20 protein-coding genes and 2 pseudogenes are annotated in these 23,869 nt (G+C 64.2%); 2 read left to right on the forward strand and 20 right to left on the reverse strand.

What is annotated here, in order from left to right; genetic code table 11:
* Positions 1-95: 95 nt before the first annotated feature.
* From mltG to IZU87_RS00150, 9 genes are all read right to left on the reverse strand, one after another.
* The gene (gene mltG, locus IZU87_RS00110; RefSeq protein ID WP_199852376.1) at positions 96-1,097 is read right to left on the reverse strand and encodes an endolytic transglycosylase MltG; all 1,002 of its coding nucleotides are present in this window, start codon (positions 1,095-1,097) and stop codon (positions 96-98) included.
* Positions 1,098-1,169: 72 nt separating this feature from the next.
* Entirely contained in the window at positions 1,170-2,030 is an 861-nt protein-coding gene (gene pabC, locus IZU87_RS00115; protein ID WP_213113337.1) for an aminodeoxychorismate lyase, read from the reverse strand.
* A 118-nt stretch (positions 2,031-2,148) separates the two neighbouring features.
* Positions 2,149-3,393, reverse strand: coding sequence for a beta-ketoacyl-ACP synthase II (gene fabF / locus IZU87_RS00120; protein WP_043331892.1), 1,245 nt, complete (start codon positions 3,391-3,393; stop codon positions 2,149-2,151).
* 339 nt (positions 3,394-3,732) lie between these two features.
* Positions 3,733-3,966, reverse strand: coding sequence for an acyl carrier protein (gene acpP / locus IZU87_RS00125; RefSeq protein ID WP_024950601.1), 234 nt, complete (start codon positions 3,964-3,966; stop codon positions 3,733-3,735).
* A 100-nt stretch (positions 3,967-4,066) separates the two neighbouring features.
* On the reverse strand, positions 4,067-4,810 hold the full coding sequence (gene fabG / locus IZU87_RS00130) for a 3-oxoacyl-ACP reductase FabG (protein ID WP_043331893.1): 744 nt from the start codon (positions 4,808-4,810) through the stop codon (positions 4,067-4,069).
* A gap of 60 nt (positions 4,811-4,870) precedes the next feature.
* Positions 4,871-5,833 carry an ACP S-malonyltransferase gene (gene fabD, locus IZU87_RS00135; protein ID WP_043331894.1) on the reverse strand — a complete coding sequence of 321 codons (963 nt, stop codon included), beginning with the start codon at positions 5,831-5,833 and terminating at the stop codon, positions 4,871-4,873.
* Positions 5,834-6,120: 287 nt separating this feature from the next.
* On the reverse strand, positions 6,121-7,143 hold the full coding sequence (gene plsX / locus IZU87_RS00140; protein WP_192838427.1) for a phosphate acyltransferase PlsX: 1,023 nt from the start codon (positions 7,141-7,143) through the stop codon (positions 6,121-6,123).
* 29 nt (positions 7,144-7,172) lie between these two features.
* Positions 7,173-7,343 carry a 50S ribosomal protein L32 gene (gene rpmF, locus IZU87_RS00145; RefSeq protein WP_065392644.1) on the reverse strand — a complete coding sequence of 57 codons (171 nt, stop codon included), beginning with the start codon at positions 7,341-7,343 and terminating at the stop codon, positions 7,173-7,175.
* 33 nt (positions 7,344-7,376) lie between these two features.
* Positions 7,377-7,907 carry a YceD family protein gene (locus IZU87_RS00150; RefSeq protein WP_213113338.1) on the reverse strand — a complete coding sequence of 177 codons (531 nt, stop codon included), beginning with the start codon at positions 7,905-7,907 and terminating at the stop codon, positions 7,377-7,379.
* A gap of 258 nt (positions 7,908-8,165) precedes the next feature.
* Here IZU87_RS00150 and IZU87_RS00155 point away from each other — a divergent pair.
* A pseudogene (locus tag IZU87_RS00155) lies at positions 8,166-8,761 on the forward strand (Maf family protein).
* A 45-nt stretch (positions 8,762-8,806) separates the two neighbouring features.
* Here IZU87_RS00155 and IZU87_RS00160 read toward each other — a convergent pair.
* Genes IZU87_RS00160 through IZU87_RS00170 form a run of 3 tightly spaced genes read right to left on the reverse strand, consistent with a single transcriptional unit; the run spans position 8,807 to position 11,583 of the window.
* Positions 8,807-9,910: a S49 family peptidase gene (locus IZU87_RS00160; protein WP_213113339.1), complete on the reverse strand. Its 1,104-nt coding sequence runs from the start codon at positions 9,908-9,910 to the stop codon at positions 8,807-8,809.
* A gap of 34 nt (positions 9,911-9,944) precedes the next feature.
* Positions 9,945-10,631, reverse strand: a complete 687-nt coding sequence (locus IZU87_RS00165) for an HAD-IA family hydrolase (protein WP_213113340.1) — start codon at positions 10,629-10,631, stop codon at positions 9,945-9,947.
* Positions 10,624-11,583 carry an RluA family pseudouridine synthase gene (locus IZU87_RS00170; protein ID WP_054555007.1) on the reverse strand — a complete coding sequence of 320 codons (960 nt, stop codon included), beginning with the start codon at positions 11,581-11,583 and terminating at the stop codon, positions 10,624-10,626. Before IZU87_RS00170 ends, IZU87_RS00165 begins: the two co-directional genes overlap by 8 nt.
* 1,036 nt (positions 11,584-12,619) lie before the next feature.
* On the opposite strand from IZU87_RS00170, the pseudogene rne reads away from it, so the two are divergent.
* Positions 12,620-14,470: pseudogene (gene rne, locus IZU87_RS18120) on the forward strand (ribonuclease E); the annotation flags it as partial.
* Between the two features lie 2,683 nt (positions 14,471-17,153).
* Here rne and murB read toward each other — a convergent pair.
* From murB to IZU87_RS00215, 8 genes are read right to left on the reverse strand one after another with little or no spacing between them, the layout of a single operon-like run.
* Complete coding sequence (gene murB, locus IZU87_RS00180) at positions 17,154-18,233, reverse strand: UDP-N-acetylmuramate dehydrogenase (protein ID WP_213113342.1); 1,080 nt, start codon at positions 18,231-18,233, stop codon at positions 17,154-17,156.
* Positions 18,230-18,787, reverse strand: coding sequence for a low molecular weight protein-tyrosine-phosphatase (locus tag IZU87_RS00185; protein WP_213113343.1), 558 nt, complete (start codon positions 18,785-18,787; stop codon positions 18,230-18,232). The genes murB and IZU87_RS00185 overlap by 4 nt, the downstream gene beginning before the upstream one ends.
* Complete coding sequence (gene kdsB, locus IZU87_RS00190) at positions 18,787-19,626, reverse strand: 3-deoxy-manno-octulosonate cytidylyltransferase (protein WP_213113344.1); 840 nt, start codon at positions 19,624-19,626, stop codon at positions 18,787-18,789. The genes IZU87_RS00185 and kdsB overlap by 1 nt, the downstream gene beginning before the upstream one ends.
* The gene (locus IZU87_RS00195; protein ID WP_043331901.1) at positions 19,626-19,820 is read right to left on the reverse strand and encodes a Trm112 family protein; all 195 of its coding nucleotides are present in this window, start codon (positions 19,818-19,820) and stop codon (positions 19,626-19,628) included. Before IZU87_RS00195 ends, kdsB begins: the two co-directional genes overlap by 1 nt.
* Before the next feature lie 54 nt (positions 19,821-19,874).
* The gene (gene lpxK, locus IZU87_RS00200) at positions 19,875-20,864 is read right to left on the reverse strand and encodes a tetraacyldisaccharide 4'-kinase (RefSeq protein WP_054555010.1); all 990 of its coding nucleotides are present in this window, start codon (positions 20,862-20,864) and stop codon (positions 19,875-19,877) included.
* Positions 20,861-22,609 (reverse strand): lipid A export permease/ATP-binding protein MsbA, encoded by a 1,749-nt coding sequence (gene msbA, locus IZU87_RS00205; protein ID WP_349305152.1) that lies wholly within the window; start codon positions 22,607-22,609, stop codon positions 20,861-20,863. The genes lpxK and msbA overlap by 4 nt, the downstream gene beginning before the upstream one ends.
* Positions 22,610-22,637: 28 nt before the next feature.
* Positions 22,638-23,063, reverse strand: coding sequence for an ExbD/TolR family protein (locus IZU87_RS00210; RefSeq protein ID WP_213113346.1), 426 nt, complete (start codon positions 23,061-23,063; stop codon positions 22,638-22,640).
* Entirely contained in the window at positions 23,060-23,839 is a 780-nt protein-coding gene (locus IZU87_RS00215; RefSeq protein WP_213113347.1) for a MotA/TolQ/ExbB proton channel family protein, read from the reverse strand. Before IZU87_RS00215 ends, IZU87_RS00210 begins: the two co-directional genes overlap by 4 nt.
* Between the last annotated feature and the right edge of the window lie 30 nt (positions 23,840-23,869).

Here is a 23,869-nt window from a genome sequence, read left to right on the forward strand (position 1 = left end):
TTCCTGATTCAGACAGCAGATGACTCGCGACGAAAGCCCCCGTGCAGCATGGCAGACCCTGTTCGCCACACGGGTTTCAGCTCATTCGCCACGCATTACCGATTGAGAATATAACGGCGCACGGCATTGTTGTGCTCGCGCAGCGTGCGCGAGAAGTGATGCTTGCCCTCACCCTTGGCGACGAAGTAGTAGGTATCGCCTTCCTTGGGATGCACCGCCGCTTCCAGAGCGGCGCGCCCGGGCATCGCGATCGGCGTCGGCGGCAGGCCGGTGATCACATAGGTATTCCAGGGCGTCGGCTTGCGCAGGTCGGCACGCGACAACGAGCCATCATAGTCCTTGCCCAGGCCATAGATGACGGTCGGGTCGGTCTGCAGGCGCATGCCACGCTCCATGCGACGCTTGAAGACGCCGGCGATCTCGTCGCGCTCTTCCGGGGCGCCGGTCTCGCGCTCGATCAGTGACGCCATGATCAGCGCCTCGTAGGCGCTGGTGATCGGCAGGTCGTCGTCACGCCCGGCCCAGACTTCCTCCAGCGTCTTGCTCATGCGGCTATAGGCCTGCTTGTAGAGCGAGAGGTCGCTGACGCCCTTGTGATAGCGGTAGGTGTCCGGGAAGAAGCGCCCTTCCGGCTTCTCGCCCTCTGCACCGACGGCCGCCATCAGTTCCTCGTCGCTCATGTCGCGAGTCGTGTGCTCAAGTTTGGGCGAGGCATCCATGGCAGTGCGCATCTGGGCGAAGGTCCAACCTTCCGGCACGGTCAAGGTATAGCTGACCACATCGTCACTGGACAGCAGCGCCACCAGCTCACGGCCGTTCAAGCCCGGCGTGAGACGGAATTCACCGGCGCGCAGGCCATTGACGGCCTCAGGCTCGAGGCGCGACCACACCTTGTACGGCCAGCTCGCCTCGATGATGCCCTGTGACTCGAGCTCGCTCACCACCCTGGTCAGGCTGGCGCCCTTGGGCACCTCGAACAGCTGTTCCTTCTCGATCGCCAACGGTGACAGCAACTGCGCCTGCCAATAACGAAAGCCCACCACACCCGCAGCCACGGCCAGCACTACCAGCATCAGGAGGATCTTGAACACTCGCATAATCAGGTTTCCAGTCTTCATGGCGAAGGCGACGACCGCACAGGCATGCCTGCTGACGCTCGTCGTCTTCCGTCAGTTCGCGGGCTCGCCCAGCAAGCGCGCGACAGTGTGATTCAACTCGTCCAGCGCCGGATGCGCCTCATCCTTCCACTCAGCCAGAATCGCGCCATCGGCCTTGAGCAGGGTGCGCAGCGGCCAGACGCCCTGCACGGAATTCATGACGACGACCCGCTCGGCCCACGCGAGTGACTCAAGCCCCTCACGCACTCGCTCGAACACCATCTCGGCCTCAAGCGCCGCCAGCAGCGTGCCCTCGACACCGGCACGATCAAGACACGGCGTGAACCAGCGCCCGTCACGATACCAGGCCAGATTCATGCTGGTGGCCTCGATCAGCTCACCCTGCGCATTGAGCAACAGGCCCTCGCTGATGGCCGTGTCGCTCCACTCACGGCGCGCCAGCACGTTCTCGAGCCGGTTGAGGTGCTTGAGCCCCGCCAGTGCCGGCTGCTCGGCCACTCGCAGCTCACAGACCCGCGCCGTGATGCCACCCCGCGCCTGCTGATTGACCGCAAAAGGCGTCGCGCGTGCCCGCAAGCGCGTCTCCGGTGACTCAGGCGCCATGTAGCCCCGCCCGCCGGAGCCGCCGGTGACGATCAGCTTGAGCACTTCAAGCCCCTCGCCCTGGCAGACCGCCAGACAGCCCGCCAACTCAGCTGACGAAGGCGCTGCAATCCCCAGCCGCTGACAACCGCGCGTCAGGCGCGCCTCGTGCCAGGACCACAGCTGCGGCTGCCCCTCACGCACCAGAATCGTCTCGAACACGCCCTCGCCATAGGCGAGGCCACGGTCATCACTGGGCAGATCGGCGGCGAGCGCCGCAAGAGCACGCTTGTCTTCAGAGCTCTTGTTGCCAGAGGCATCAGTCGTCATCGATACAGCCCTCCAGAGAACGGTTGCGGACACGACACGCAAAGCAGGTGACGCCCCACAGACAAACGCGCCCCCGGATGGGAGCGCGTCTGAGGAGAGAGAACACGAAAGCGTGTGATCAGTCCTTGAGCTTGCCGAACACCAGCGAGCCGTTGGTGCCACCGAAGCCGAACGAGTTGGACAGGGTGTACTCGATCTTCATGTCACGTGCGACGTTGGGCACGTAATCGAGATTGCAGCCCTCGGCCGGGTTGTCCAGGTTGATGGTCGGCGGCGCGATCTGGTCACGCATCGCCAGCACGCAGAACACGGCCTCGACCGCGCCGGCAGCGCCCAGCAGGTGACCGATCATCGACTTGGTGGAGCTGACCGCCACATCACGTGCCGCGTCGCCCAGCACCGACTCGACGGCGAGGCTTTCCGCCTTGTCGCCGGCATTGGTGGAGGTGCCGTGGGCATTGATGTAGTCGATCTGGCTCGGCTCGAGCTTGGCGTCACGGATGGCGTTGCGCATCGCGGCGGCCGCACCACGGCCGTCTTCGGGCGGCGCCGTCATGTGGTGAGCGTCGTCGGACATGCCGAACCCGAGCACCTCGGCGTAGATGGTCGCGCCACGTGCCTTGGCGTGCTCGTACTCTTCCAGCACGACGACACCGGCACCGTCGGACAGCACGAAGCCATCGCGGTCACGGTCCCACGGACGGCTGGCCGCCTGCGGATCATCGTTGCGGGTCGACAGCGCACGCGCTGCGGAGAAGCCACCCAGACCCAGCGGCGTGGTCGCCATCTCGGCACCACCGGCCACCATCACGTCGGCATCGCCATAGGCGATGGTACGTGCGCTGTAACCGATGTTGTGCGTCCCGGTGGTACAGGCGGTGGTGATCGCGATGTTCGGACCACGATAACCGAACTGGATCGCCAGATTGCCGGAGATCATGTTGATGATGGAGCCCGGCACGAAGAACGGCGAGATGCGACGTGCACCGCCCTTCTCCAGCGCCTTGTGGTTGTGCTCGATCATCGGCAGGCCGCCGATACCGGAACCGATGGCGACACCGATGCGCTCGGCGTTGTCTTCGGTGCATTCAATGCCGGAGTCGGTGATGGCCTGGTGGGCCGCCGCGATACCGTATTGGATGAAGAGGTCCATCTTGCGGGCCTCTTTCGGGTTCAGGTACTGACCCACATCGAAGTCCTTGATGGAGCCACCGAAACGGGTATTGAAACCGCTGACATCGAAATGCTCGATGGCCGCGATGCCACTCTTGCCCGCCTTGATGTTGCTCCAGCTTTCCTCGACGGTATTCCCGACCGGGGTTACCAGGCCAAGACCTGTTACCACTACCCTTCTGCGAGGCATCGTGTCTCCTCCAAAACTATCGAATTGGCACGCCAGGGCCATGGACGCCCGGACGGTAATTGAGCGCATTATACAGAAACCTGGCCATGCGTGGGCAGTCGGTTTTCAAGCGCTTTTCTGGCCACTTTCACGAAGGAATTCCGACACTTGCCACAAGGGGACATTTGTCACGAAGCCCACCGCCTACCACCATGCAATACGCGCCCTGTCGGCGCGGCATTGCGCAGCACATCCCTGAACGACAAGAGCCGCACTGAGGAACAGTGCGGCTCTTGAACGTACAGACAATTGCATCACGACCATGAGCAACAGGTTGCTCCGTGATCGCTTCAACACACCTTACTGGTGGTTGACGATGTAATCGATAGCTTCCTGCACGGTGGTGATCTTCTCTGCTTCTTCGTCAGGAATTTCAGTATCGAATTCCTCTTCAAGAGCCATCACCAGCTCGACGGTGTCCAGGGAATCGGCGCCCAGGTCTTCAGTGAAAGAGGAAGAGTTCTGGATTTCTTCTTCTTTGGCGTTCAGGCGCTCAGCCACAACCTTCTTGACGCGTTCTTCAATGGTGCTCATTTAACAATCACTCCTAGTGGTACGGAATCCGCAGCTCGAAAAAGCTGGGCGTAGTTTATAGGCCACCCCAAAAGGACGCAACCACGTCCCTGCGTGGGGTTCAGCGCATGTTCATGCCACCGTTCACCTGCAACGTCTCACCGGTAATGTAGCCTGCTGCATCACTGGTCAGGAAGCCGACTGCCGCAGCAATCTCTTCCGGCTGGCCAAGGCGCGCCAGCGGGATGTTGCCGAGCAACGCTTCGTGCTGCGCTTCCGGCAATGCTTCAGTCATGTCAGTGGCAATGAAGCCCGGCGCCACTGAGTTGACGGTAATATTGCGTGACGCGACTTCGCGCGCCAGCGAGCGGGCAAAGCCTTCCATGCCTGCCTTGGCGGCAGCATAGTTGACCTGACCGAGGTTGCCCATGGTCGCGACCACGGACGAGATGTTGACGATGCGGCCGAAGCGCGCCTTGGTCATGCCGCGCAGGCAGCTCTTGCTGACACGGAAGACCGACTTGAGATTGGTGTCGAGCACCGCGTCCCAATCATCTTCCTTCAAACGCATCAACAGGTTGTCACGCGTGATGCCGGCATTGTTGACCAGGATGGTCGGGGCGCCGAAGCGCTCGCCGATTTCCTTGAGCACGGCGTCGACGCTGGCCTGATCGGTGACGTTGAGCAGCATGCCCGCGCCTTCGATACCGTGCGCCTCGAGGTCAGCGCCGATGGCCGCTGCCCCTTTCTCGCTGGTGGCAGTACCGATCACGATACGGCCCTGACGGCCGAGTTCACGGGAGATGGCTTGGCCGATGCCACGACTGGCACCGGTCACCAGTGCGATTCTGCGTTCGCTCGTCATCTTGAGTCCTGAGTTGGCTGATCCAAGTCACATGGCCGGCCAGATGGGCCAGCCACGAGCTTACTGATTCTGTTCGGCAGCGGTCTCGCGGGCAAGTTCCAGCGCCGCTTCCAGGCTATCCGGATCATTCACGGCCAGGCCACGCGCCTGACGCTGAATGCGCTTGCCAAGGCCGGTCAACACCTTGCCCGGACCGCATTCGATGAAGCTGCGCGCGCCACTGTCGAACATGGCATTGACGCAATCGGTCCAGCGCACCGGCTGATAGAGCTGCTCGATCAGACGCTGACGCAGTGTCTCGACGTCGTCATGCGCCTTGGCATCGACATTCTGGATGACGGTATAGCGCGGCGCACGGAAATCGATGGCATTCATCGCCTCGGCCAGCTTGTCGGCCGCCGGACGCATCAGATCACAATGCGACGGCACCGACACCGGCAGCGGCATGGCGCGCTTGGCACCCGCTTCCTGACATGCCGCGATGGCACGCTCGACGGCAGCGGTGCCACCGGCGATGACGACCTGTCCCGGCGCATTGTAGTTGACTGCCGCGACCACTTCACCCTGTGCCGCACTGGCACAGGCGGCTTCGACCTGGGCATTCTCGAGACCGAGAATGGCCGCCATCGCGCCCTGACCCTGCGGCACGGCAGTCTGCATGGCTTCGCCGCGCAGATTGACCAGCTTGACGCCCTCGGCGAAACCGATCACGCCAGCACAGACCATGGCACTGTATTCACCCAGGGAGTGACCGGCCATGCGCGCCGGGCGCGGGCCTTCCAGCTCCTGCCAGACGCGCCAGATGGCGACACTGGCGGTCAGAAGCGCCGGCTGGGTCAGCTCGGTACGATTGAGCTCCTCCGCCGGGCCTTCCTGTGTCAGGTGCCAGAGATCGCGCCCCAGCGCGTCAGAGGCTTCCTCGAAGGTAGTGCGGACCACGCTATAGCGCTCCGCCAGCTCCCGCAGCATGCCGACCTGCTGGGAGCCCTGTCCCGGGAAGATGAGGGCCAGGGAATCTGTCATTGCTGTCACCATTTCCATCTGTTCAGGTGGGACTGACACGGGTCAAGAAACCCGATTTCCACTGGCTCGCAAGCGAGACGACCACTGTCGTGTCTCACGCTTCTGCCAGGGGAAAGCCTGCTTCCTGTCATTTACGTCATGCTGCTGTCCTGCGGGGGCTTCCTGTAGGAGCTGCCTGCCCCTGATTCCCGTCCGCCTTCACCGCCCGGCCGTGAAGCGCTGGCATTGTCGCACCGTGTGCGCCGAAGCTCGACCCCAACAGGAACAAATCAGACCAATTTACTCATTCAGCGTGAGTATGTGCCTTCCAGGGCCTGCGCCAGGCGCGAGGGCAACTGCTCGCGAGCCTCGCTGGCCGCCCGCGTGACGGCAAAGGCAAAGCCTTCCGCCGCCGCGCCGCCGTGGCTCTTCACCACCACGCTCGCCAGGCCCAGCAGGCTGGCGCCGTTGTAGCGCACCGGGTCCAGTTCACGCGAGAGTCGTGTCAGCGCCGGGCGCGCCAGCCACGCCATCAGGCGCGTGCGCCAGCTGGCCGCCAGGGTCGCCCCCAGCTGTGCCGACAGCATCTGCGCAAGCCCTTCACTGCTCTTGAGCACGACATTGCCGACGAAGCCGTCACAGACCACCACATCCACCTTGCCGGAGAAGAGGTCGCCGCCCTCGACAAAGCCAAGGTAGTCGAAATCCGACTCGCTGCCAGCCAGCAGGGCGTGCGCTTCCTGCACCTGCGCCGTCCCCTTGACCGACTCGACCCCCACGTTGAGCAGCCCCACTCGTGGACGCTCGACCGCGTCGATGAGGCGGCTGCGCATCGCGCCCATGCGGGCGAACGCCAGCAGATGGTGCGGTGCGACATCGACGTTGGCGCCGAGATCCAGGAGGCTGCAGGCGCGCGCGCCGCGCGTGGGCACCGCGGCACAGATGGCAGGTCGCTCCACCCCTTTCACTCTTCCCACTTCGCGCATGCCCAGCGCCATCAAGGCGCCGGTATTGCCGGCACTGACACAGGCATCCGCCTGGCCGTTCGCCACCAGGCCCAGGGCCTGAGACATGCTGCTGGGCTCGCGGCTGCGCAGGACGCGGGACGGGCGAGCATCAGACGCGACAATGCCGTCGACAGCGAGTGTCTGAAGGCGATCACGAACACGGGAGAGTGAAGCAGGGAGGGAGTCTAACTCGGCATCCAGTAGATGCTGCGGGCCGACCAGGATGGCGCTGAGTTGCGAGTCTCGCAACAGCGCACTGGCCGTGCCCCGTAACGTAGCGCGGGGACCGAAGTCCCCGCCCATCGTATCGATGGCGATACGCACGGCGTTACGCCGCGCGCTGCATCAATGCCTTATGCATCAACGACTTTGCGGCCACGGTAGAAACCGTCGGCAGAGACGTGGTGACGCAGGTGAACTGTACCGGTTTCCTTGTCCTGGGACAGGGTCGGTGCAGTCAGGGCATCGTGGCTACGACGCATGCCACGCTTGGAACGAGTTTTGCGGTTCTGCTGAACTGCCATGGGGATTACTCCAATCTTGTCGACAAATTGAGTTCAGTGCTTGTCCTTCAGGGTGCGAAGCACACTGAATGGATTCACAGCGGGTGCGTCCGAGGCCTCGGGTTCCACACCGCTGGCCAGCTGGTCGCGAGAGACGGCACAATCGGCCTCCTCGTGGTAGACCACCTGCGGCAGGACCAGGAGCACTTCATCCTCGATCACTGTCAGGAGATCCAGCTGTTCGTTTTCCACCACTACCGGCTCGTACTCACCGGGCAGCTGCGCCGCCAGCGCATCGCTGGTCACCAGACCCAACAGGAACTCGCTGGAAAGCGGCTCCGGCTCGGTGGGTCCCAGACAACGCTGACATAGCAGACTTGCCTCGAAGGCGATGGAGCCTTCGATGAAGCTGCGACGTTGAGTGTCGATGTCAAAGGTCATGGAGACGCTGACGTCCCCTTCCTGAGCACCGATGGCCTCAACAGCACGGGGCATGTTCGCCAGTGGAATCACGCCTTCAAGGCGTTTACCCGCTGACGCCAGCCGGTAGGGCTCGACCTTGGTCGGCAGTCTTGTGGTCAACATAGGCGCGCCATAATAGGGATTCCCCCTCCCGGTGTCAAAATGCATGAGCAACTTGTTGCTTTTGCCAGCCCCCTCACCATCACGCTTTCACGTCGATATGCGGCAACTGACACTGGGCTACACGTCCAGCGCGCGATTGTACGCGCCTGACGCTTCAATGCCGAGAGGATTTACGGCATCCTGCAGCCCTTGTTTTTCAATTACTTGCCGCGCGCCGCCCAGCCAATGCCCGCAACGCGCCCCGACGGGAGAGCCATGATGACTCCACTGGTCCTGGCGTCCAGCTCACGCTGGCGTCGTGAACTGCTTGAACGCCTCGGGCTGCCCTTCACCTGGACAGCCCCAGTATCGATGAGACGCCGCGGCGCGAAGAAAGTGCCGAGACACTGGTCCATCGTCTGGCACTCGGCAAGGCCAACGCCGTGGCTGATGCCTACTCCCACCACCTGATCATCGGCAGCGATCAGGTCGCCGTCTTCGAAGGCGAGATACTGGGCAAGCCGGCGAACCTGTCAGCCGCACGCGCCCAGCTGGCGCGCTTCTCCGGACGTCGCGTGCGCTTCGTGACCGGCCTGGCGCTGATCGACACCCGGTCCGCGCGTCACTGGGTCTGTCATGAAGACCACGAGGTCGTCTTCCGCTCCCTGACCAGCGCCGAGATCGAACGCTACGTCGAGCGCGAACGCCCCCTCGACAGCGCCGGCAGCTTCCGCATGGAAGGACTCGGCATCACGCTCTTCGAGCGTCTCGAGGGGCGTGACCCCAACAGCCTGATCGGCCTGCCGCTGATTCGCCTGTGCGAACTGCTGCGCGAGGCAGGCGTCGACCCTCTGCTGGATGCACCGCGCCCCTGAGAGACACCGCAGCCCTGAGCGACGAGGGCTGCGGCCCTGGCTCGCCTACCAGGGCAGGCGGTAGCTGACCGGCGACACCGTCGTCTCGAGCCCCATCGCACTGGCCATCACACCGGCGAAGCGCCGCGTGAAGCGCTCGAAGGGGTCCTGACGCGGCGTGTAATCGTGCAGCTCCGCCTCTGGCGTCAGCTCCGCCGCCAGCTCTTCCAGCGTACCGGTACGATCGACCAGCCCCAGCCCCCGCGCCTGCTCACCGGTCCAGATCAGCCCCGAGAACAGCTCGGGATCGTCCTGGAGGCGCTCACCGCGCCCGGCCTTGACCGCCGCGATGAACTGCTGGTGCGTCGTGACCAGCACGCTCTGCCAGAAGGCACGCTGGTCCGGCGAGATTTCCGAGAACGGATCAAGAAACGCCTTGTTGTCTCCCGCCGTGAACACGCGACGCTCGATATCCAGCTTCTCCATCGGCCCCTTGAGCCCGAAGCTTGAGGAAATCACGCCGATGGAGCCCACCAGGCTCGAGGGTGCCGCGATGATCTCGCCGGCGCCGGCCGCCATGTAATAGGCACCGCTGGCGCCCAGGTCTTCAATCACCGCGATCACCGGCTTGTCGCCCCGCTCACGCAGCCGCATCAATTCGTCATAGACGCGCTGGGACTGCACCGGGCTGCCACCGGGCGAGTTGATGTCGAGCACCACCGCCACGGAGGCCGGTGACTCCCAGGCCGCGCGCAGCCCCTTGATGATGCGCTCGGCATTGGCTTCGCCGTCCGCTTCGATCACGCCCTTCACACGCACCACGCCCAGATGCTGCTCGCCGGGCAGCGCCGCTGGCTGGCTGCCGAGCGTGAACAGGGTCACCGAGGTCGCGATCGAGGCGATGAACAGCAACGCGAACAGGAAGCGGAAGAACAGCTTCCAGCGCCGCGAACGACGCTGCTCGGTGACCACGCCCTGCACCCAGCGGTCCATCATCTCGAGCTGCGCGGTGCGCTCGCGCGCCTGCCAGTCCACCTCACGGTCGGAGGCAGCCGCCGCGCCCTGCCCACTCATGCCCGGCCCACTCATTCCCTGCCCGCTCAAGCCCGCTTCGCTCTCGTCCTTGCCACCCGCGCCTTCACGCCAGGGATCCTGCGGCCTGTCACTCATCGATTGCTGCTCCTGTGCTGGGCGATCGCGGCCGTTACCTGACCGCGTACAGCCAATCCATCAATTCATCGAAATGCGAGACGATGCGCTGCGGCGCACAGGCCTCAAGGCGCGGCACACTGTGTACGCCGTAGTCGACACCGACACTGTGCATGCCAAGGGCACGCGCCATTTCCAGATCATATTCGGTATCGCCGACCATCAGCGCCTCATGCGCCTCAACGTTCAGCTCGGCCAGCAATTCCTCGAGCATGCGAGGGTGCGGCTTGGACAGCGTCAGGTCCGCGGTGCGCGAGGCATGGAACCAGTCACCGCAGTCATGGGCCATGAACATGCGATCCAGCCCGCGGCGGCTCTTGCCCGTCGCGACGGCCAGCAGCTGATCGGGATGGCGACGCAGACGCTGGATGCCGGCCTCGACACCGGGAAAGAAGTCCAGCGGCGTGGTATCGACCGCCACGAAATGCGCCTTGTAGGCCGCGACCAGCGCCTCGCACTGCTCGGCCGTCGCCCCCGGGAACAGGCGCTCCATGGCTTCGGGCAGCCCGAGTCCGATGATGTCGCGCGCCGCATGGGCAGGCAGCTCGCCCATGCCCGTCGCCAGCGAGGCCGCCTGCAGGCAGTCGACGATACGCGCCTCGGAATCCATCAAGGTGCCATCCCAGTCGAAGATGACCAGGCGATAGCGCGGCTGCGGCAGTCCTGCAGTGAGATCAGTCATGACGAGCTCCCAGCTCTCTGGCAGTGGCGAGAACGCGCTTCATCCGCTTGTCCAGCGGCGCGCGCACGGTGACGGTTCGCCCGTCGATCGGATCAGGAAAGCTGAGCTGGGCGGCATGCAAGAACAGGCGTTCCAGCCCGACCTTCTTCGCCAGGGCATTGCCGCGCTCGGTGCCGTACTTGGTATCGCCGAGCAGCGGATGCCCGGCATGCACCGAGTGCACGCGGATCTGGTGGGTACGCCCGGTAATCGGCTCGGCCTCGACCAGCGTCATGCTCGGATAGGCCTCACGCACCGCGTAGCGGGTGCTGGCCGTCTTGCCGGCCTCATCGACGCGCACCCGCCGCTCACCATTGCCACCGTCGTAGCGCTCCAGCGGCGCATTGACGTAATCGCGACGTGAATCCCAGCGCCCCTCGACCAGCGCCAGATACAGCTTGGTCATCTTGTGGGCCTTGAGGTCGGCATTGAGCTGCAACAGCGCAGCCCGCGACTTGGCCAGCAGAATGCAGCCGGAGGTATCACGGTCCAGGCGGTGCACCAGCTCCAGGAACGGCAGGTCGGCGCGAATCTGGCGCATAGCCTCGATCAGGCCGATCTTGACGCCGCTGCCGCCGTGCACGGCAAGCCCCGAGGGCTTGTTGATGACCATGAAGTCATCCGTCTCGCGCACGATGCAGCCCGCCAGTACCTCGCGCAGGTTGTCACTGACTTCCTGCACGGCGGCTTCCGGCGAGAGGCGCAGCGGCGGCACCCGCACCAGATCACCCGCCTGCAGGCGGTAATCGACCTTGATGCGCTTCTTGTTCACGCGCACTTCACCCTTGCGCACGATGCGATAGATCAACGCCTTGGGTGCGCCCTTGAGGCGGGTACGCAGAAAGTTGTCGATGCGCTGCCCGGCCAATTCCGGGGCAACCTCGATCCACTGGACTGATTGGCCTTCGGCCATGTCGCACTCCTTTCCGGCCCCGCCTTCGCGCGGCCTGCTCATCTTGTTGCCGTGCGCCTGGGCGCACTCAGACCGGTCATTCTACGGTGTCATGCGACCAATGGGGAATCATCGTGCCATATGCCGCTCTCATCCACGGCTCGCCGGGCCTCGTATCTCGGGCGATGTAGCGAAGCGTTTGATCTGGCAGCTGAATTGCTGGTACATACCTTTACTGGTATATTCGAGCGCAGTGAGATGGGCCTTCTCTATATGCCCGATCATCGTCTCCGCAGCCCTGTCACAGCGGCCGGAAAAACGGCGCACCCGGCACTTCAACAAGGTGCTTCACGCCGGCGGAGAGGGTCAGATGGCCCGCAATGAAGCAACGCGCACCGACATCAGCACCGTGCAGGTCACGCAAGCACCCTGTTGTCATCTACCCTGTCGGTAGCGTGCTGTCCCGCGCATCGCACCTGTCAATCACAGGCAGCGAAGGCCGCCCCAAGGACAGTCATTCGCGGCCAGTGGCCAGACCAACAGCTGACGCAAAACATCGATGTCGCTCAGGTCTCACAGGACCTGATGACGACATCAGCGGGCGCGGAACGCATGACGCCGCGCGCCGCAGCGCAATCGCCCTTCGAGCCTTCGTTGCAGACTCCACGAGATGATGTCGCGGGAGCCCGAAAGCCGCCTGCGCAGGCAAGACAGCAAGACGCCCAGTCATTCATGGGCCAACGACACAAGACCGCTCGGGCATGAAGCCCGGGTAATCATTCGATATCCGTGCCGAAGGCCGGCGTCGATGAATCGGCAAATGCCAGGTGTTAGGGAAGAGACCGCAGGGCCGGAGGAGTACAAATCCCCGCAACACGTCCTGCCTCTTCCAAGTACTCAACATGATCATGCCGCATGTGGCCCGTCCACGGACTTGCCTGCATGCGAAAAACGCATTCCACGACATGCGCTGAGCACAACACGAAGCGGAAAACGGTTCCTCGTCGCCGACGCACAATGCGGCTGCCCTTCGGCACGCCCAGTCTAGCGAGACGACATGAAACGGATGCTCATCAACGCGACCCAGCCGGAAGAGCTGCGCGTCGCACTGGTCGACGGACAACGCCTTTACGATCTCGACATCGAGTCCGGCGCCCGCGAACAGAAGAAAGCCAACATCTACCGCGGCAAGATCACCCGCATCGAGCCCAGCCTCGAAGCCTGCTTCGTCGACTTCGGCGCCGAGCGCCACGGCTTCCTGCCGCTCAAGGAAATCTCCCGCGAGTACTTCTCCAAGGACCCCGGCCAGGGCCGTCCCAACATTCGTGAAGTGCTCAAGGAAGGCCAGGAAGTCATCGTCCAGGTCGACAAGGAAGAACGTGGCAACAAGGGCGCCGCCCTGACCACCTTCATCAGTCTGGCCGGCCGCTTCCTCGTGCTGATGCCCAACAACCCGCGTGCCGGTGGTATCTCCCGCCGCATCGAGGGCGAAGAGCGCGCTCAGCTGAAAGAAGCGATGAACAGCCTGACCCTGCCGGACAAGATGGGCGTCATCGTGCGCACCGCCGGCATCGGCAAGAGCGCCGAAGAGCTGCAGTGGGACCTCGACTACCTGGCCCAGGTGTGGGACGCGGTGACCAAGGCCGCCTCCAGCCGCCCTGCCCCCTTCCTGATCTACCGTGAATCCAACGTCATCATCCGTGCCATGCGCGATTACCTGCGCAATGACATCGGTGAGGTGCTGATCGACTCTCCGGAAGTCCAGGAAGAAGCGCTGTCCTTCGTGCGTCAGGTGATGCCGAGCTACCAGCAGAAGATCAAGCTCTACGAAGACGACGTGCCGCTGTTCTCGCGCTTCCAGATCGAATCCCAGATCGAGACCGCCTACCAGCGTGAAGTGAAGCTGCCCTCCGGTGGCGCCATCGTCATCGACCACACCGAAGCCCTCGTCTCCATCGACATCAACTCCGCTCGCGCCACTCGCGGCAGTGATATCGAGGAAACCGCGCTGCAGACCAACCTGGAGGCCTCCGACGAGATCGCCCGCCAGCTGCGTCTGCGCGACATCGGCGGCCTGGTGGTGATCGATTTCATCGACATGACGCCGGCACGCAACCAGCGTGAAGTCGAGAACCGTGTCCGCGACGCGCTCAAGATCGACCGCGCTCGTGTCCAGATCGGTCGCATCTCACGCTTCGGCCTGATGGAAATGTCGCGTCAGCGTCTGCGTCCGTCACTGGGCGAGACCAGCGGCGTGGTCTGCCCGCGTTGTGACGGTCAGGGCACCATCCGTGACGTGCGCTCCATGGCGCTTTCCATCATGCGCCTGATCGAAGAAGAGGCCATGAAGGAGCGCAGCTCGCAGATCCGCGCCATCCTGCCGGTGCCGGTCGCGACCTACCTGCTCAACGAGAAGCGCGCCACGCTGTTCGACATCGAACGTCGTCAGGGCGTGAATGTCGTGCTGCTGCCGAACCCGGAGCTCGACACGCCGCACTACGAAGTCGTGCGTCTGCGTGACGACCACGTCGATGAAGACGGTGCCGACAAGTCCAGCTTCGAGCTGTCCGTCGAGACCGAAGTCGGCAAGGAACCGGATCCGAACTTCGACAAGCCGCCGGCGCGCACTGAAGCAGCCGTCAAGAGCGTGTCCCACACCACGCCTGCCCCGGTTGCCGCACCGGAAGCGCCTGCCGCAGCCTCCGCCGCCGTGGCAGAGAGCGCTGACAGCAGCAATGACAGCGATAGCCGCAACGGCAACGGCAAGAACAACGGCAATCGTCGTCGCAACGGCAACGGCAGCAGCAACGGACGCAACCGTCAGGAGTCGCGCAACGAGTCTCGTAATGACACTCGCAGCGAAGGCCGCAACGACAGCCGTCAGAGCTCGCGCAATGACAACCGTCAGGGCAACCGTTCGAGCCAGGGCAATGACACCCGCGCTCAGGCCAGCAAGCAGGAAGTCGTGGCGCAGTCTTCAGCCCAGACTCCCGTCAGGACTGCCGCTCCGGCCACCGGTGGCGGCCTGCTGTCGCGCCTGGCCCGAGGCTTCAGCCGCCTGCTGGGCAATGACAACGACACCGCCGTGCCGGCCAAGTCCAGCGAAGCCCGCAAGGCACTGGAAAAGGCCCGCGAGCGTCGCGAGACCGTCAGTGAAGCCAGCGCTCCGGCAGCGGCTCGCAACGACTCCCGCAATGGCCGCAACGCTGAACGTAGCAACGACCGCAACAACGACCGCAGCAATGACGGCCGTGGCAACGAGCGTGATGACAACCGCAAGGATTCCCGTCGTCGCAATGACAACGCGTCACGCAACAACGACGGCGAGTCACGCAACAGCGGCAACGATTCCCGCGGCAACGACGCTGACAGCAGCAGCCAGAACGATGGCCGCAGCAATAACAAGCGTCGTCAGCGCAACGACCGTGGCAACCGTCGCAAGTCCAACGAGTCGCGTCAGGACAGCCAGCAGGAAATCGTCACCAACGACAGCAAGCCGCAGGCCGAACCGGAGCAGACGCCGCAGGCTGACAACAGCCCGAAAGCCGAAGCCAGGAGCAGCGACAGCCAGAACGCCAAGGCCGACAACGCCAGCAAGCGCGATTCCGGCAAGCGCGGCGACAAGCCGGCCCGTGGTGAAAAGCCGGCCAAGACTGACAAGGCCGAGCAGGTCGACAGCAAGCAGGCACGCGAGTCCATCAAGGCAGCCGAACAGGCCGAGCAGGTGGAACAGCAGGTCAGCAGCGAAGACCAGCAGACCCGCAACAACCCGCGTGTGCGCAGCCGTCAGCATGCTCTGAACCCGCAGGCGGTCGAAGAGCAGAAGTCGCTCAAGGCCATGACGCTGGCAGGCCCGCAGGCAGCCGCTGCTTCGGCAGCCGCTGCGGTGCCGGCCATTGCCGAGGAAGGTGCCGAAGCCGTCAGCGCCACCACTGCTGCTCCGCAGGGCGAAGCCAATGCCCCGCAAGGCAAGGAAAGCGCCCCGCAAGGCAACGACAGCGCCTCGCAGGCTGAAACCAGTGCCCCTCAGGGTGAAAACAGCACCGCTACACAGGACGCGCCGGCCAGCGCCGTGCAGTCTGCCAGCGCAGACCTCACGGCAGCCGTTGCACCGGAAGTCAGCGAGCCGAGCAACGAGGCGCTGAAAGAGACGGTAGCCCCTGAGTCAGCGGCATCCGACGTGCAAGCATCTGAGTCTGAGCCAGCGACAGCGGAAGTGCCCGAGCCGGTCGTCGAAGCACCAGTCGAAGAGGCGTCCGAAGCGCCTGTCACTGGCGCTCACCAGGCGCAGAAGACTGAGCAACACGCCGCCCAGCGCACTGAGCAGCACGCCGTCCAGCAGCCAAGCGTACACCAGCCGCAGGCCAACGAAGCTGACGTCACCGTCGACACGCCGGCCGTCACTGCGGCAGAAGTCGCGCCGGAAGCCGCGGCCGATGAGCAGTCGCTGAAGGAAAGCGTGACCAGCGAAGCCGCTGTGCCTGAAGCACCAGCCGCCGCCGAGCAAAGCGTCCAGGCACCGGCCGCCGAAGCGCAAGCTGCCGAGCAGACTGAAGCTCAGGCACCTGTCGCTGAAGAAGAGGAAGCGGTCGCCGCTGAAGCCGACACTGCCAGCCAGCCTGCGCAGCCTGTGGCGGAAGAACCTGCCGTGGAAGACGCTGCCGTGGAAGACGCTGCCGCTGAACAGCCTGTACAGGAGGCCGCGCACGAAGAGGCTCCTCAGCAGGCTGAGACCAGCGAGGTGAAGGTGACGCAAAGCGCTGACGTGGCCAGCACTGAGATTGAGCCTGCCGTCAGCACTGAGCGCACCGCAGATACTGTCGCTGAAGCTGCGGAAGGCGCTCAATCAGCTGAGGGCTCTCAATCAGCTGAAGGCTCTGATTCTGCTGAAGGCTCTGCAAACGCTGAAGGCTCTGATGCTACTGCTGAAGGCGCCGAAAGCGCCGTCAACGTCAGCGCCAGCGTCGAGAATGCGCCGGCCGAGGCAGCGTTCGCGACTGCCGAGCGTCACGACAATGTCGCCGTGGCGCAAGCCGTGAGCGACGACTCCCACTCAGGGAAAGTCGCTGACAGCGAGCACAAGCAGGCGCCGAGCGAGCCAGGCGAGACGACAGTGGCAGAAGGCGCGCAGCAGGACAGCACGCAGCCAGCCACCGAGACCCGCCGTCGCCGTGGCGAACGCGCCTACAACGATCCGCGCGAAGTGCGTCGTCGTGAGCGTGAAGCTGCCGAACGTGCCGCTGCACAACAGGCCAGCGCAGAGACTCAGGACACGACCGCTCAGGATGACAGCAACACGTCTCACTGAGTCCTGAGGCTGGCGCCCTGCCCCTGCCGTCACTCTGCCGCCCCTTTCAGCCACAAGCGCTGAAGGGGGCGACAGAAAGGCAGCAAGACAGGGTCTATGCCAAGGCCTATGCCAGCATCTACCAGCCGCTCCCGTTGAGCAGCAAGTCAGAACCAAGCACTGAAAACAAGAACGCCCCGCAGGCTTGCCTGCGGGGCGTTCTTGTTTTCAGTGCTTGCTATTTTCAGCGCCTTGTGTGCGTGCCTTCACTTCAGCGCAGGTCTCGTGTGCACGACTCTGGGCCTCAGCCCTCGGGCATCATCCCAAGCTCGCGCGGCTCCTGCTCGAGCCAGACACCGAAGCGGGCGTGAACGGCCTCACGCACCTCCTGCGCCAGTGCCAGCAGCTCCGTGACGGCCCCCTCGCCGAAGTGCACCAGCACCAGCGCCTGCCGAGCATGTACGCCGACATGGCCTCTGCGCGCGCCCTTGAGACCACATTGATCGATCAGCCAGCCTGCTGCCAGCTTGATGCTGCCATCGGCCTGCGGGTAATGCGGCAAGCTCGGGAAGCGAGTCAACAACGCCTGGGCCTCAGCCTGGGGAAGCTGCGGATTCTTGAAGAAACTGCCGGCATTGCCCAGTTGCGCGGGGTCGGGCAACTTCTCACTGCGCGTGGCAATCACCGCCTGGGCGACCTGCAACGGCGTCACTTCCTCCCCTTGCGGCAGCGCCGCACTGACGCGCTGGGCGAGATCACCATAACCGAGCCGGGGCGACGCCTGGCGCGATACCTGCAACTCCAGACGCGTGATCAGCACGCGATGCTCAAGCGCGCCCTTGAAGATGCTGTCGCGATAGCCGAAACCGCATTCCTCGCGATTCATCCAATGGCAGCTGCCATCTTCCAGCGACATGACTTCCAGGCGCAGCAGATGGTCTGCCAGCTCGACGCCATAGGCACCGATATTCTGGATAGGCGCCGCACCGCAGCACCCGGGAATCAGCGCCAGATTTTCATAGCCCCACCAGCCGGCGGCGGCCAGCTCCATCACCAGGGCATGCCAGCGCTTGCCGGCCTCGACGGAGACCGTGGCCGTCAGGCCGTCTTCTGCCGGCGTGATGGTGACCTCGTCAAAGGCCGGACGCATGACATGGGCATCCAGCCACGGCAGCAATACCAGATTGCTGCCGCCGCCGATCACCACCAGACGCTCACCAGCCTGCCGGGAGGCCAGCACCTGCGCCCTGGCCGCCTCGACGGTGTGTGGCTCACTCAGGGCACGGGCACGCGCCGAGAAGCCCAGCGTATTGCAGCCATCCAGCTTCACCCCCTCACGTTGCGAGGTGTCGCCAGCGCTCTGATCACTGGATACCCGAGTCATGAGCGCGCCCGCGTCGTGGTCGCCACAGGCAGCGCCGCAATGAGTGCCTCACAGGCCACATCGATCAGGTCCAGCACACGCTCGAAGGCATCGGGCCCCCCGGTGTAGGGGTCCGGCACCTCACGACTGCCCGCTGCCAGCGCGGGCAGCGGGGTCGGCAGCAGATCCAGCAGGCGACCGATCAGCGCCTGATCGCCACTGTTGCTGCGCGCAGCCAAGGCACGGGTATCGGCAAGATTGGCGTCGTCCATCACCAGAATCAGATCGAAGTCGTGAAAGTCCTGCTCGCACAACTGACGGGCACGCAGCGTGCTGATGTCGTGTCCGCGCTTGGCCGCATGGGCGATGGCCCGCGAATCAGGCTGACCACCGACATGCCAGTCACTGGTGCCGCAGCTGTCCACCGTGACGACCTGCTCCAGGCCATGGCGCGTCAGCGCCGCACGCAACACGCCTTCGGCACTCGGCGAGCGGCAGATATTGCCCAGGCACACCATCAGGATGCGCTCCAATGGCGCCTGACGCTGGGCCAGTTGCTCAAGAAGCTCGCTCATCAGGCCTCTCCGCTCTCGCTGCCTGCCGCTGCTTGCGCCAGCCAGTCGCGCACGCGCTCGAGATCCTCCGGCGTATCGACACCGGCCGGATGCGCCGTGCAGGCAATGGCTACCTGGATGGCATGACCATGATGCAGCGCGCGCAGCTGTTCGAGCTGTTCGAGCTGCTCCAGCGGGGCCGGCAGCCAGTCGACGTAATCGGTCAGGAAGCTGGCACGATAGGCGTAGAGGCCGATATGGCGCAGCCAGGAATCGGTGGCCAGCATGCCCGGCGGCGTGGTGAAGTGCTCGCGGTCCCACGGGATAGGCGCACGCGAGAAGTACAGGGCACGCCCACGCAGGTCACGCACCACCTTGACCACATTGGGATTGAACAGGCTGTCGACACTGGCGATCGACTCCGCCAGCGTGGCGATCGAGGCACCCTCGTCTTCCTCGAGGCGTACCGCCACCTGATCGATCAGCGCCGCCGGCAGCAACGGCTCATCGCCCTGGACGTTGACCACCAGGGTCTCGGGGGCCAGCGCCAGCAGCGTGACCACCTCGGCAAGGCGGTCCGTCCCGCTGGGGTGATCGCCACGCGTCATCACCACCTCGGCCCCGAAGCCTTCACAGGCCTCACGGATGCGCTCGTCGTCGGTGGCGATCACGACCCGACTGGCCTGACTGGCACAGGCATTGCGCCAGACGTGCTCGATCATCGGCTGGCCATGAATGTCCGCCAGGGGCTTGCCCGGCAGGCGTGAGGAGTTGAAGCGCGCCGGAATCACGACCACGAAGCCGGACTCGCCCTCTGAACGGCTGTCGTCTGCCTGCCCCTGCTGCAGAAGGTCACTCATCAGCCGCGGCTCCCCTTGAGCTTCTCGTCGGCATCCATCTGGCGCGCTTCTTCTTCCAGCATGACGGGAATGCCGTCGCGTACCGGATAGGCGAGGCCATCGTAGAAGCACTTGAGCTCGGCATTCGCCGCATCATAGGTCAGCTTGGCCTGACACAGCGGGCAAACCAGTAGCGCGAGCAGTTCCTTGTCCATCGAGACATCTCCGGAATAACAGCAGAAAAGAAAGAAAATTCAGCGATCAAGCACTCAGAGCGCCTCAAGGCGTTTGGCGAGCCAGTCCACCAGCGCCTGATCCGGACGCGCCTCGACATCCAGCGCCCAGCAGCGCTCATTGGCGAAGCTGCGACACTTGACGGCGTCCTTGGCGGTCATCACCACGGGCAGATTGTCGGAAAAGCGCAGATCCGTCGGCGTGAAGCGATGGTGGTCCGCCAGCGGACGCGGCAGATGCTCGACCCCGAGGTTGGTCAGGGTGCGGAAGAAGCGCTGCGGATTGCCGATACCGGCCAACGCATGCACCTGACCGCTGAACGGCAGCTGGTGGGCAGGATAGCGCACGTCGTCGATCAGGTGGCGCCAATGGACCGGCGTCAGCTTCATGCAATGCGATTCCACCGGCAGGCGCGAGCAGTCGATGACACCGTTGGAGATCACCGCATCGACACTGGCTAGGCGCGACAACGGCTCGCGCAGCGGCCCGGCGGGCAGGCAACGCTGATTGCCGAAGGCACGCTCACCGTCCACGACCACCAGCTCGATATCGCGCCCCAGCGCATGATGTTGCAGGCCATCATCGGAGAGCAGAATGTCGCAGCCTGCGGCAATCAGGCGCCGCGCCGCGCTCGGGCGATCCGGGTCGACCGCCACCGGCAGGCCGGTCTGCTGGGCCAGCATCACCGGCTCATCGCCGGCATGCTGAGGATCGGTATCGGCCTGCACGTAGAGGGGATAGCGCGGCGAATGCCCGCCGTAGCCGCGCGAGATGATGCCCGGGCGCCAGCCCTGCTCGCTCAACCAGCGCCCCAGCCAGGCGACCAGCGGCGACTTGCCGGTACCACCGACGGTGATGTTGCCGATCACGATCACCGGCACCGGCGCCTTCCAGACCTCACGCTTGCCGGTGAGATAGGCGTTGCGCTTGCGCGCCACCACATTCTTGTAGACATGTTCCAGCGGGCGCAGCAGATGAAGCCAGCCGGCGCCGCGATACCAGGCGTCTACCAGTCGTTCACTCATGCGTCTGCCGTCTCCCGGAACTGGATGCGATGCAGCGCGGCATAAGCACCTTCCTGAGCAATCAATGATTCGTGGGTGCCGTCTTCGATGATCTCGCCATCATCCATCACCAGGATGCGGTCCGCCTTCTCGATGGTGGACAGACGGTGGGCGATCACGAAGGTCGTCCGGCCCTGACACACTTCTTCCAGCGCGCGCTGGATATAGCGTTCGGATTCGGTATCCAGCGCCGAGGTGGCCTCATCCAGCACCAGGATCGGCGAGTCCTTGTAGATGGCACGCGCGATGGCGATACGCTGGCGCTGACCACCGGAGAGCATCACGCCATTGTCGCCGACGATGGTGTCGTAGCCTTCGCTCATGCGCTCGATGAATTCGTGGGCATAGGCCGCGCGCGCCGCCTCTTCCACCCGTGCCTTGTCGACCTCACCGGTGCCATAGGCGATGTTGGCGGTCAGGTCGGCATTGAACAGGGTGACATTCTGCGAGACCAGCGCGATCTGCTGACGCATCGGGCGCAGCTTGTAGTCCTCGATGGCGACATCGTCGATCAGGATGCGGCCGGTGGTCGGCGCGTAGAAGCGCGGCAGCAGGCTCATCAATGTCGACTTGCCCGACCCCGAACGCCCGACGATGGCGACCATCTGCCCCGGCTTCACCTCCAGATCGATGCCCTTGAGCACCTCCGGCTGATGGTCTGCATAGCGGAAGTGGACATTGTCGAAGCGCACACGCCCCTCGAGACGCCCCTCGGGTACCAGGGTGCCGTTGTCCGGTTCTGCCGGCGTATCCAGCAGGCCGAACAGTTCTTCCGAGGCCGCCATGCCCTTCTGGATCTCGCCGTTGACTTCGGTCAACTGACGCACCGGCTTGGCCATCATCGAAGCGGCGGTGATGAAGCCGACGAACTCACCGGCACTCATGCCGGCCATCAGTTCCGGTGCCATCGCCAGCCACACCAGCGTGGCCAATGCCACGGCGATCAACAGCTGGATGACCGGCGTGGCGGTGGCCTTGGTCAGCGCTTCCTTCATCTTCTGCTCGCGGTTGTACTCACTGACCGCCGCAAAGCGTGCCTTCTCGTAATCCTCGGCACCGTGGGTACGCACGACACGATGGCCGGACAGCGCCTCGGAGGCGACGTGGGTCACCTCGCCCATCGAGCCCTGGATACGCTTGGAGAGCTTGCGGAAGCGCTTGCTGGCATAGCTGACCACCCAGCCGATGAGCGGCGTGACCGCGATGAAGACCAGCGTCAGCTTCCAGTTGGTCCAGAACAGATAGCCCAGCAGGCCGAGCACGAAGAAGCCTTCGCGCATGATGATGGTCAGCGCCTTGGTGGCCGCTCCGGTGATCTGCTCGACATGGTAGGTGACGCGGGTGATGAGATGGCCGGTGGAGTTCTCGTCGAAATAGCGCCCCGGCAAGTGCAGCATGTGGTTGAACACCGTGGTGCGCAGGGTATGCACCACGTTGCGCGCCACATCACTCATGCAGTAGGTGCCCAGGAAGGTGCCGACGCCGCGCACGGCGAACATGCCGATCACGAACAGCGGCAGGAACAGTCTGAACTGGGCGTCAGGATTCTGAATGCCGTCGATCAGGCGCTTCATCATCTCGGCCAGCGCCGTACTCGAGGCACCGTAGATGATGTAGCCGACGACGGCGGCCAGAAACATCTTCCAGTACGGGCGAACATAGCCGAGCAAGCGGCGGTAATGAATCCAGGTGGAGTCGCGACTCACGGGGTCTCCATAGACTTGGGCGGCGCCCTCATGGGGCATCCGGTGATGATGATTCCGTCCCGATACGCGTACTGATGCGCACACGGGTGATACCCACTTCAGCGGCGGCGTCCAGCGCCGTGACCACCTTGGCGTGGGGCGTGCGGCCATCGGCTTCGAGGATCAACCCGAAGCGATCTGCCTGGTCCTTGTACTGCGCAAGTTGCGCTCCCAGTTCATCCTCGCCGAGGCTTGTCTCGCCGAGCGTAAAATCACCTGCCGCCCCGATGCTCAGGATCAAGGGCGCCTGCTCTACCGCGCTGGCCTGACTGGACTGCGGCAGGATGAGGTCCAGCGCTCGACGACTATCGAAGGTCGTCGAGACCATGAAGAAGATCAGCAGCAGAAACACCACGTCGATCAGCGGGGTGAGATTGACCTCCACCGACTCACGCTGGCGACGCGGAAACCTCATGACGGCCTCCCGGCACCTGCCCCCTTGCCATCATCGCCACCATAGGGGTCATCGGCGTCACGGCGCATGTAGGCCGGCAGGTCTTCCGGCAGGCGCTCATGGGGCTCCGGCACCTGGCCGGGGCGGTGGCCCGGGCGACGGTCGATGCCGTCATGGCTCTCGGCCAGCCCGAGCTCGCCCTGATGGTGCGAGATATATTCCACCACCTGCCCTGCCTGCTCCTCCATGTTGACGGTGATGTCCTCGACACAGCGCTGGAAATAGCGATGGAACATCAGCGCCGGAATCGCCACCGTCAAGCCGGACGCCGTCGTCACCAGCGCCTGGGAAATCCCGCCGGCCAGCTCCTGGGCTCGCTCGGCGCTGCCCGCATCGACGATCACGGCGAAGACGTCGATCATGCCGACCACCGTGCCCAGCAGCCCCAAAAGCGGCGTGATGGCGGCGATGGTGCCCAGCGGACTCAGGAAGCGTTCCATGTCATGGATGACGGCCACGGCCGACTCCTGCATGCGCGCGCGTACCTGCTCATTGCCCAGGCGCGCATTGCGCAGCCCTGCCGCCAGCACGTTGCCCAGCGGCGAATGACTCTCCAGCCAGTAGACATTGACCTGTCCCTGGCTGATCAGTTCACACACCTGCTGTCCCAGGCCCTTCGGCGCGATGCGTCGACGACGCAGCGTCCACAGGCGCTCTAGGATGATGGCCAGTGCCACGACGGAACATCCGAGGATGGGGAGCATCAAGACTCCCCCTGCGTACAAGGCTTCCAGCATGTGACCTCTCCCTTGGTCTCGATGCCTCTG

The organism is Cobetia sp. MC34 (assembly GCF_018340035.1).
GTDB lineage: Bacteria > Pseudomonadota > Gammaproteobacteria > Pseudomonadales > Halomonadaceae > Cobetia > Cobetia amphilecti.

Excerpts from the sequence above, each read along its gene's own strand:
- lpxK (WP_054555010.1), bottom strand. The coding sequence starts at position 20,864 with ATGAGTGAACGACTGGTAGACGCCTGGTATCGCGGCGCCGGCTGGCTT.
- fabF (WP_043331892.1), bottom strand. The coding sequence starts at position 3,393 with ATGCCTCGCAGAAGGGTAGTGGTAACAGGTCTTGGCCTGGTAACCCCG.
- murB (WP_213113342.1), bottom strand. The coding sequence starts at position 18,233 with ATGACTCGGGTATCCAGTGATCAGAGCGCTGGCGACACCTCGCAACGT.
- IZU87_RS00170 (WP_054555007.1), bottom strand. The coding sequence starts at position 11,583 with ATGGCCGAAGGCCAATCAGTCCAGTGGATCGAGGTTGCCCCGGAATTG.
- IZU87_RS00210 (WP_213113346.1), bottom strand. The coding sequence starts at position 23,063 with ATGAGGTTTCCGCGTCGCCAGCGTGAGTCGGTGGAGGTCAATCTCACC.
- pabC (WP_213113337.1), bottom strand. The coding sequence starts at position 2,030 with ATGACGACTGATGCCTCTGGCAACAAGAGCTCTGAAGACAAGCGTGCT.
- kdsB (WP_213113344.1), bottom strand. The coding sequence starts at position 19,626 with ATGAGTGACCTTCTGCAGCAGGGGCAGGCAGACGACAGCCGTTCAGAG.
- IZU87_RS00215 (WP_213113347.1), bottom strand. The coding sequence starts at position 23,839 with ATGCTGGAAGCCTTGTACGCAGGGGGAGTCTTGATGCTCCCCATCCTC.
- IZU87_RS00150 (WP_213113338.1), bottom strand. The coding sequence starts at position 7,907 with ATGTTGACCACAAGACTGCCGACCAAGGTCGAGCCCTACCGGCTGGCG.
- IZU87_RS00165 (WP_213113340.1), bottom strand. The coding sequence starts at position 10,631 with ATGACTGATCTCACTGCAGGACTGCCGCAGCCGCGCTATCGCCTGGTC.
- IZU87_RS00195 (WP_043331901.1), bottom strand. The coding sequence starts at position 19,820 with ATGGACAAGGAACTGCTCGCGCTACTGGTTTGCCCGCTGTGTCAGGCC.
- fabD (WP_043331894.1), bottom strand. The coding sequence starts at position 5,833 with ATGACAGATTCCCTGGCCCTCATCTTCCCGGGACAGGGCTCCCAGCAG.
- fabG (WP_043331893.1), bottom strand. The coding sequence starts at position 4,810 with ATGACGAGCGAACGCAGAATCGCACTGGTGACCGGTGCCAGTCGTGGC.
- acpP (WP_024950601.1), bottom strand. The coding sequence starts at position 3,966 with ATGAGCACCATTGAAGAACGCGTCAAGAAGGTTGTGGCTGAGCGCCTG.
- mltG (WP_199852376.1), bottom strand. The coding sequence starts at position 1,097 with ATGCGAGTGTTCAAGATCCTCCTGATGCTGGTAGTGCTGGCCGTGGCT.
- IZU87_RS00160 (WP_213113339.1), bottom strand. The coding sequence starts at position 9,910 with ATGAGTGACAGGCCGCAGGATCCCTGGCGTGAAGGCGCGGGTGGCAAG.
- rpmF (WP_065392644.1), bottom strand. The coding sequence starts at position 7,343 with ATGGCAGTTCAGCAGAACCGCAAAACTCGTTCCAAGCGTGGCATGCGT.
- IZU87_RS00185 (WP_213113343.1), bottom strand. The coding sequence starts at position 18,787 with ATGAGCGAGCTTCTTGAGCAACTGGCCCAGCGTCAGGCGCCATTGGAG.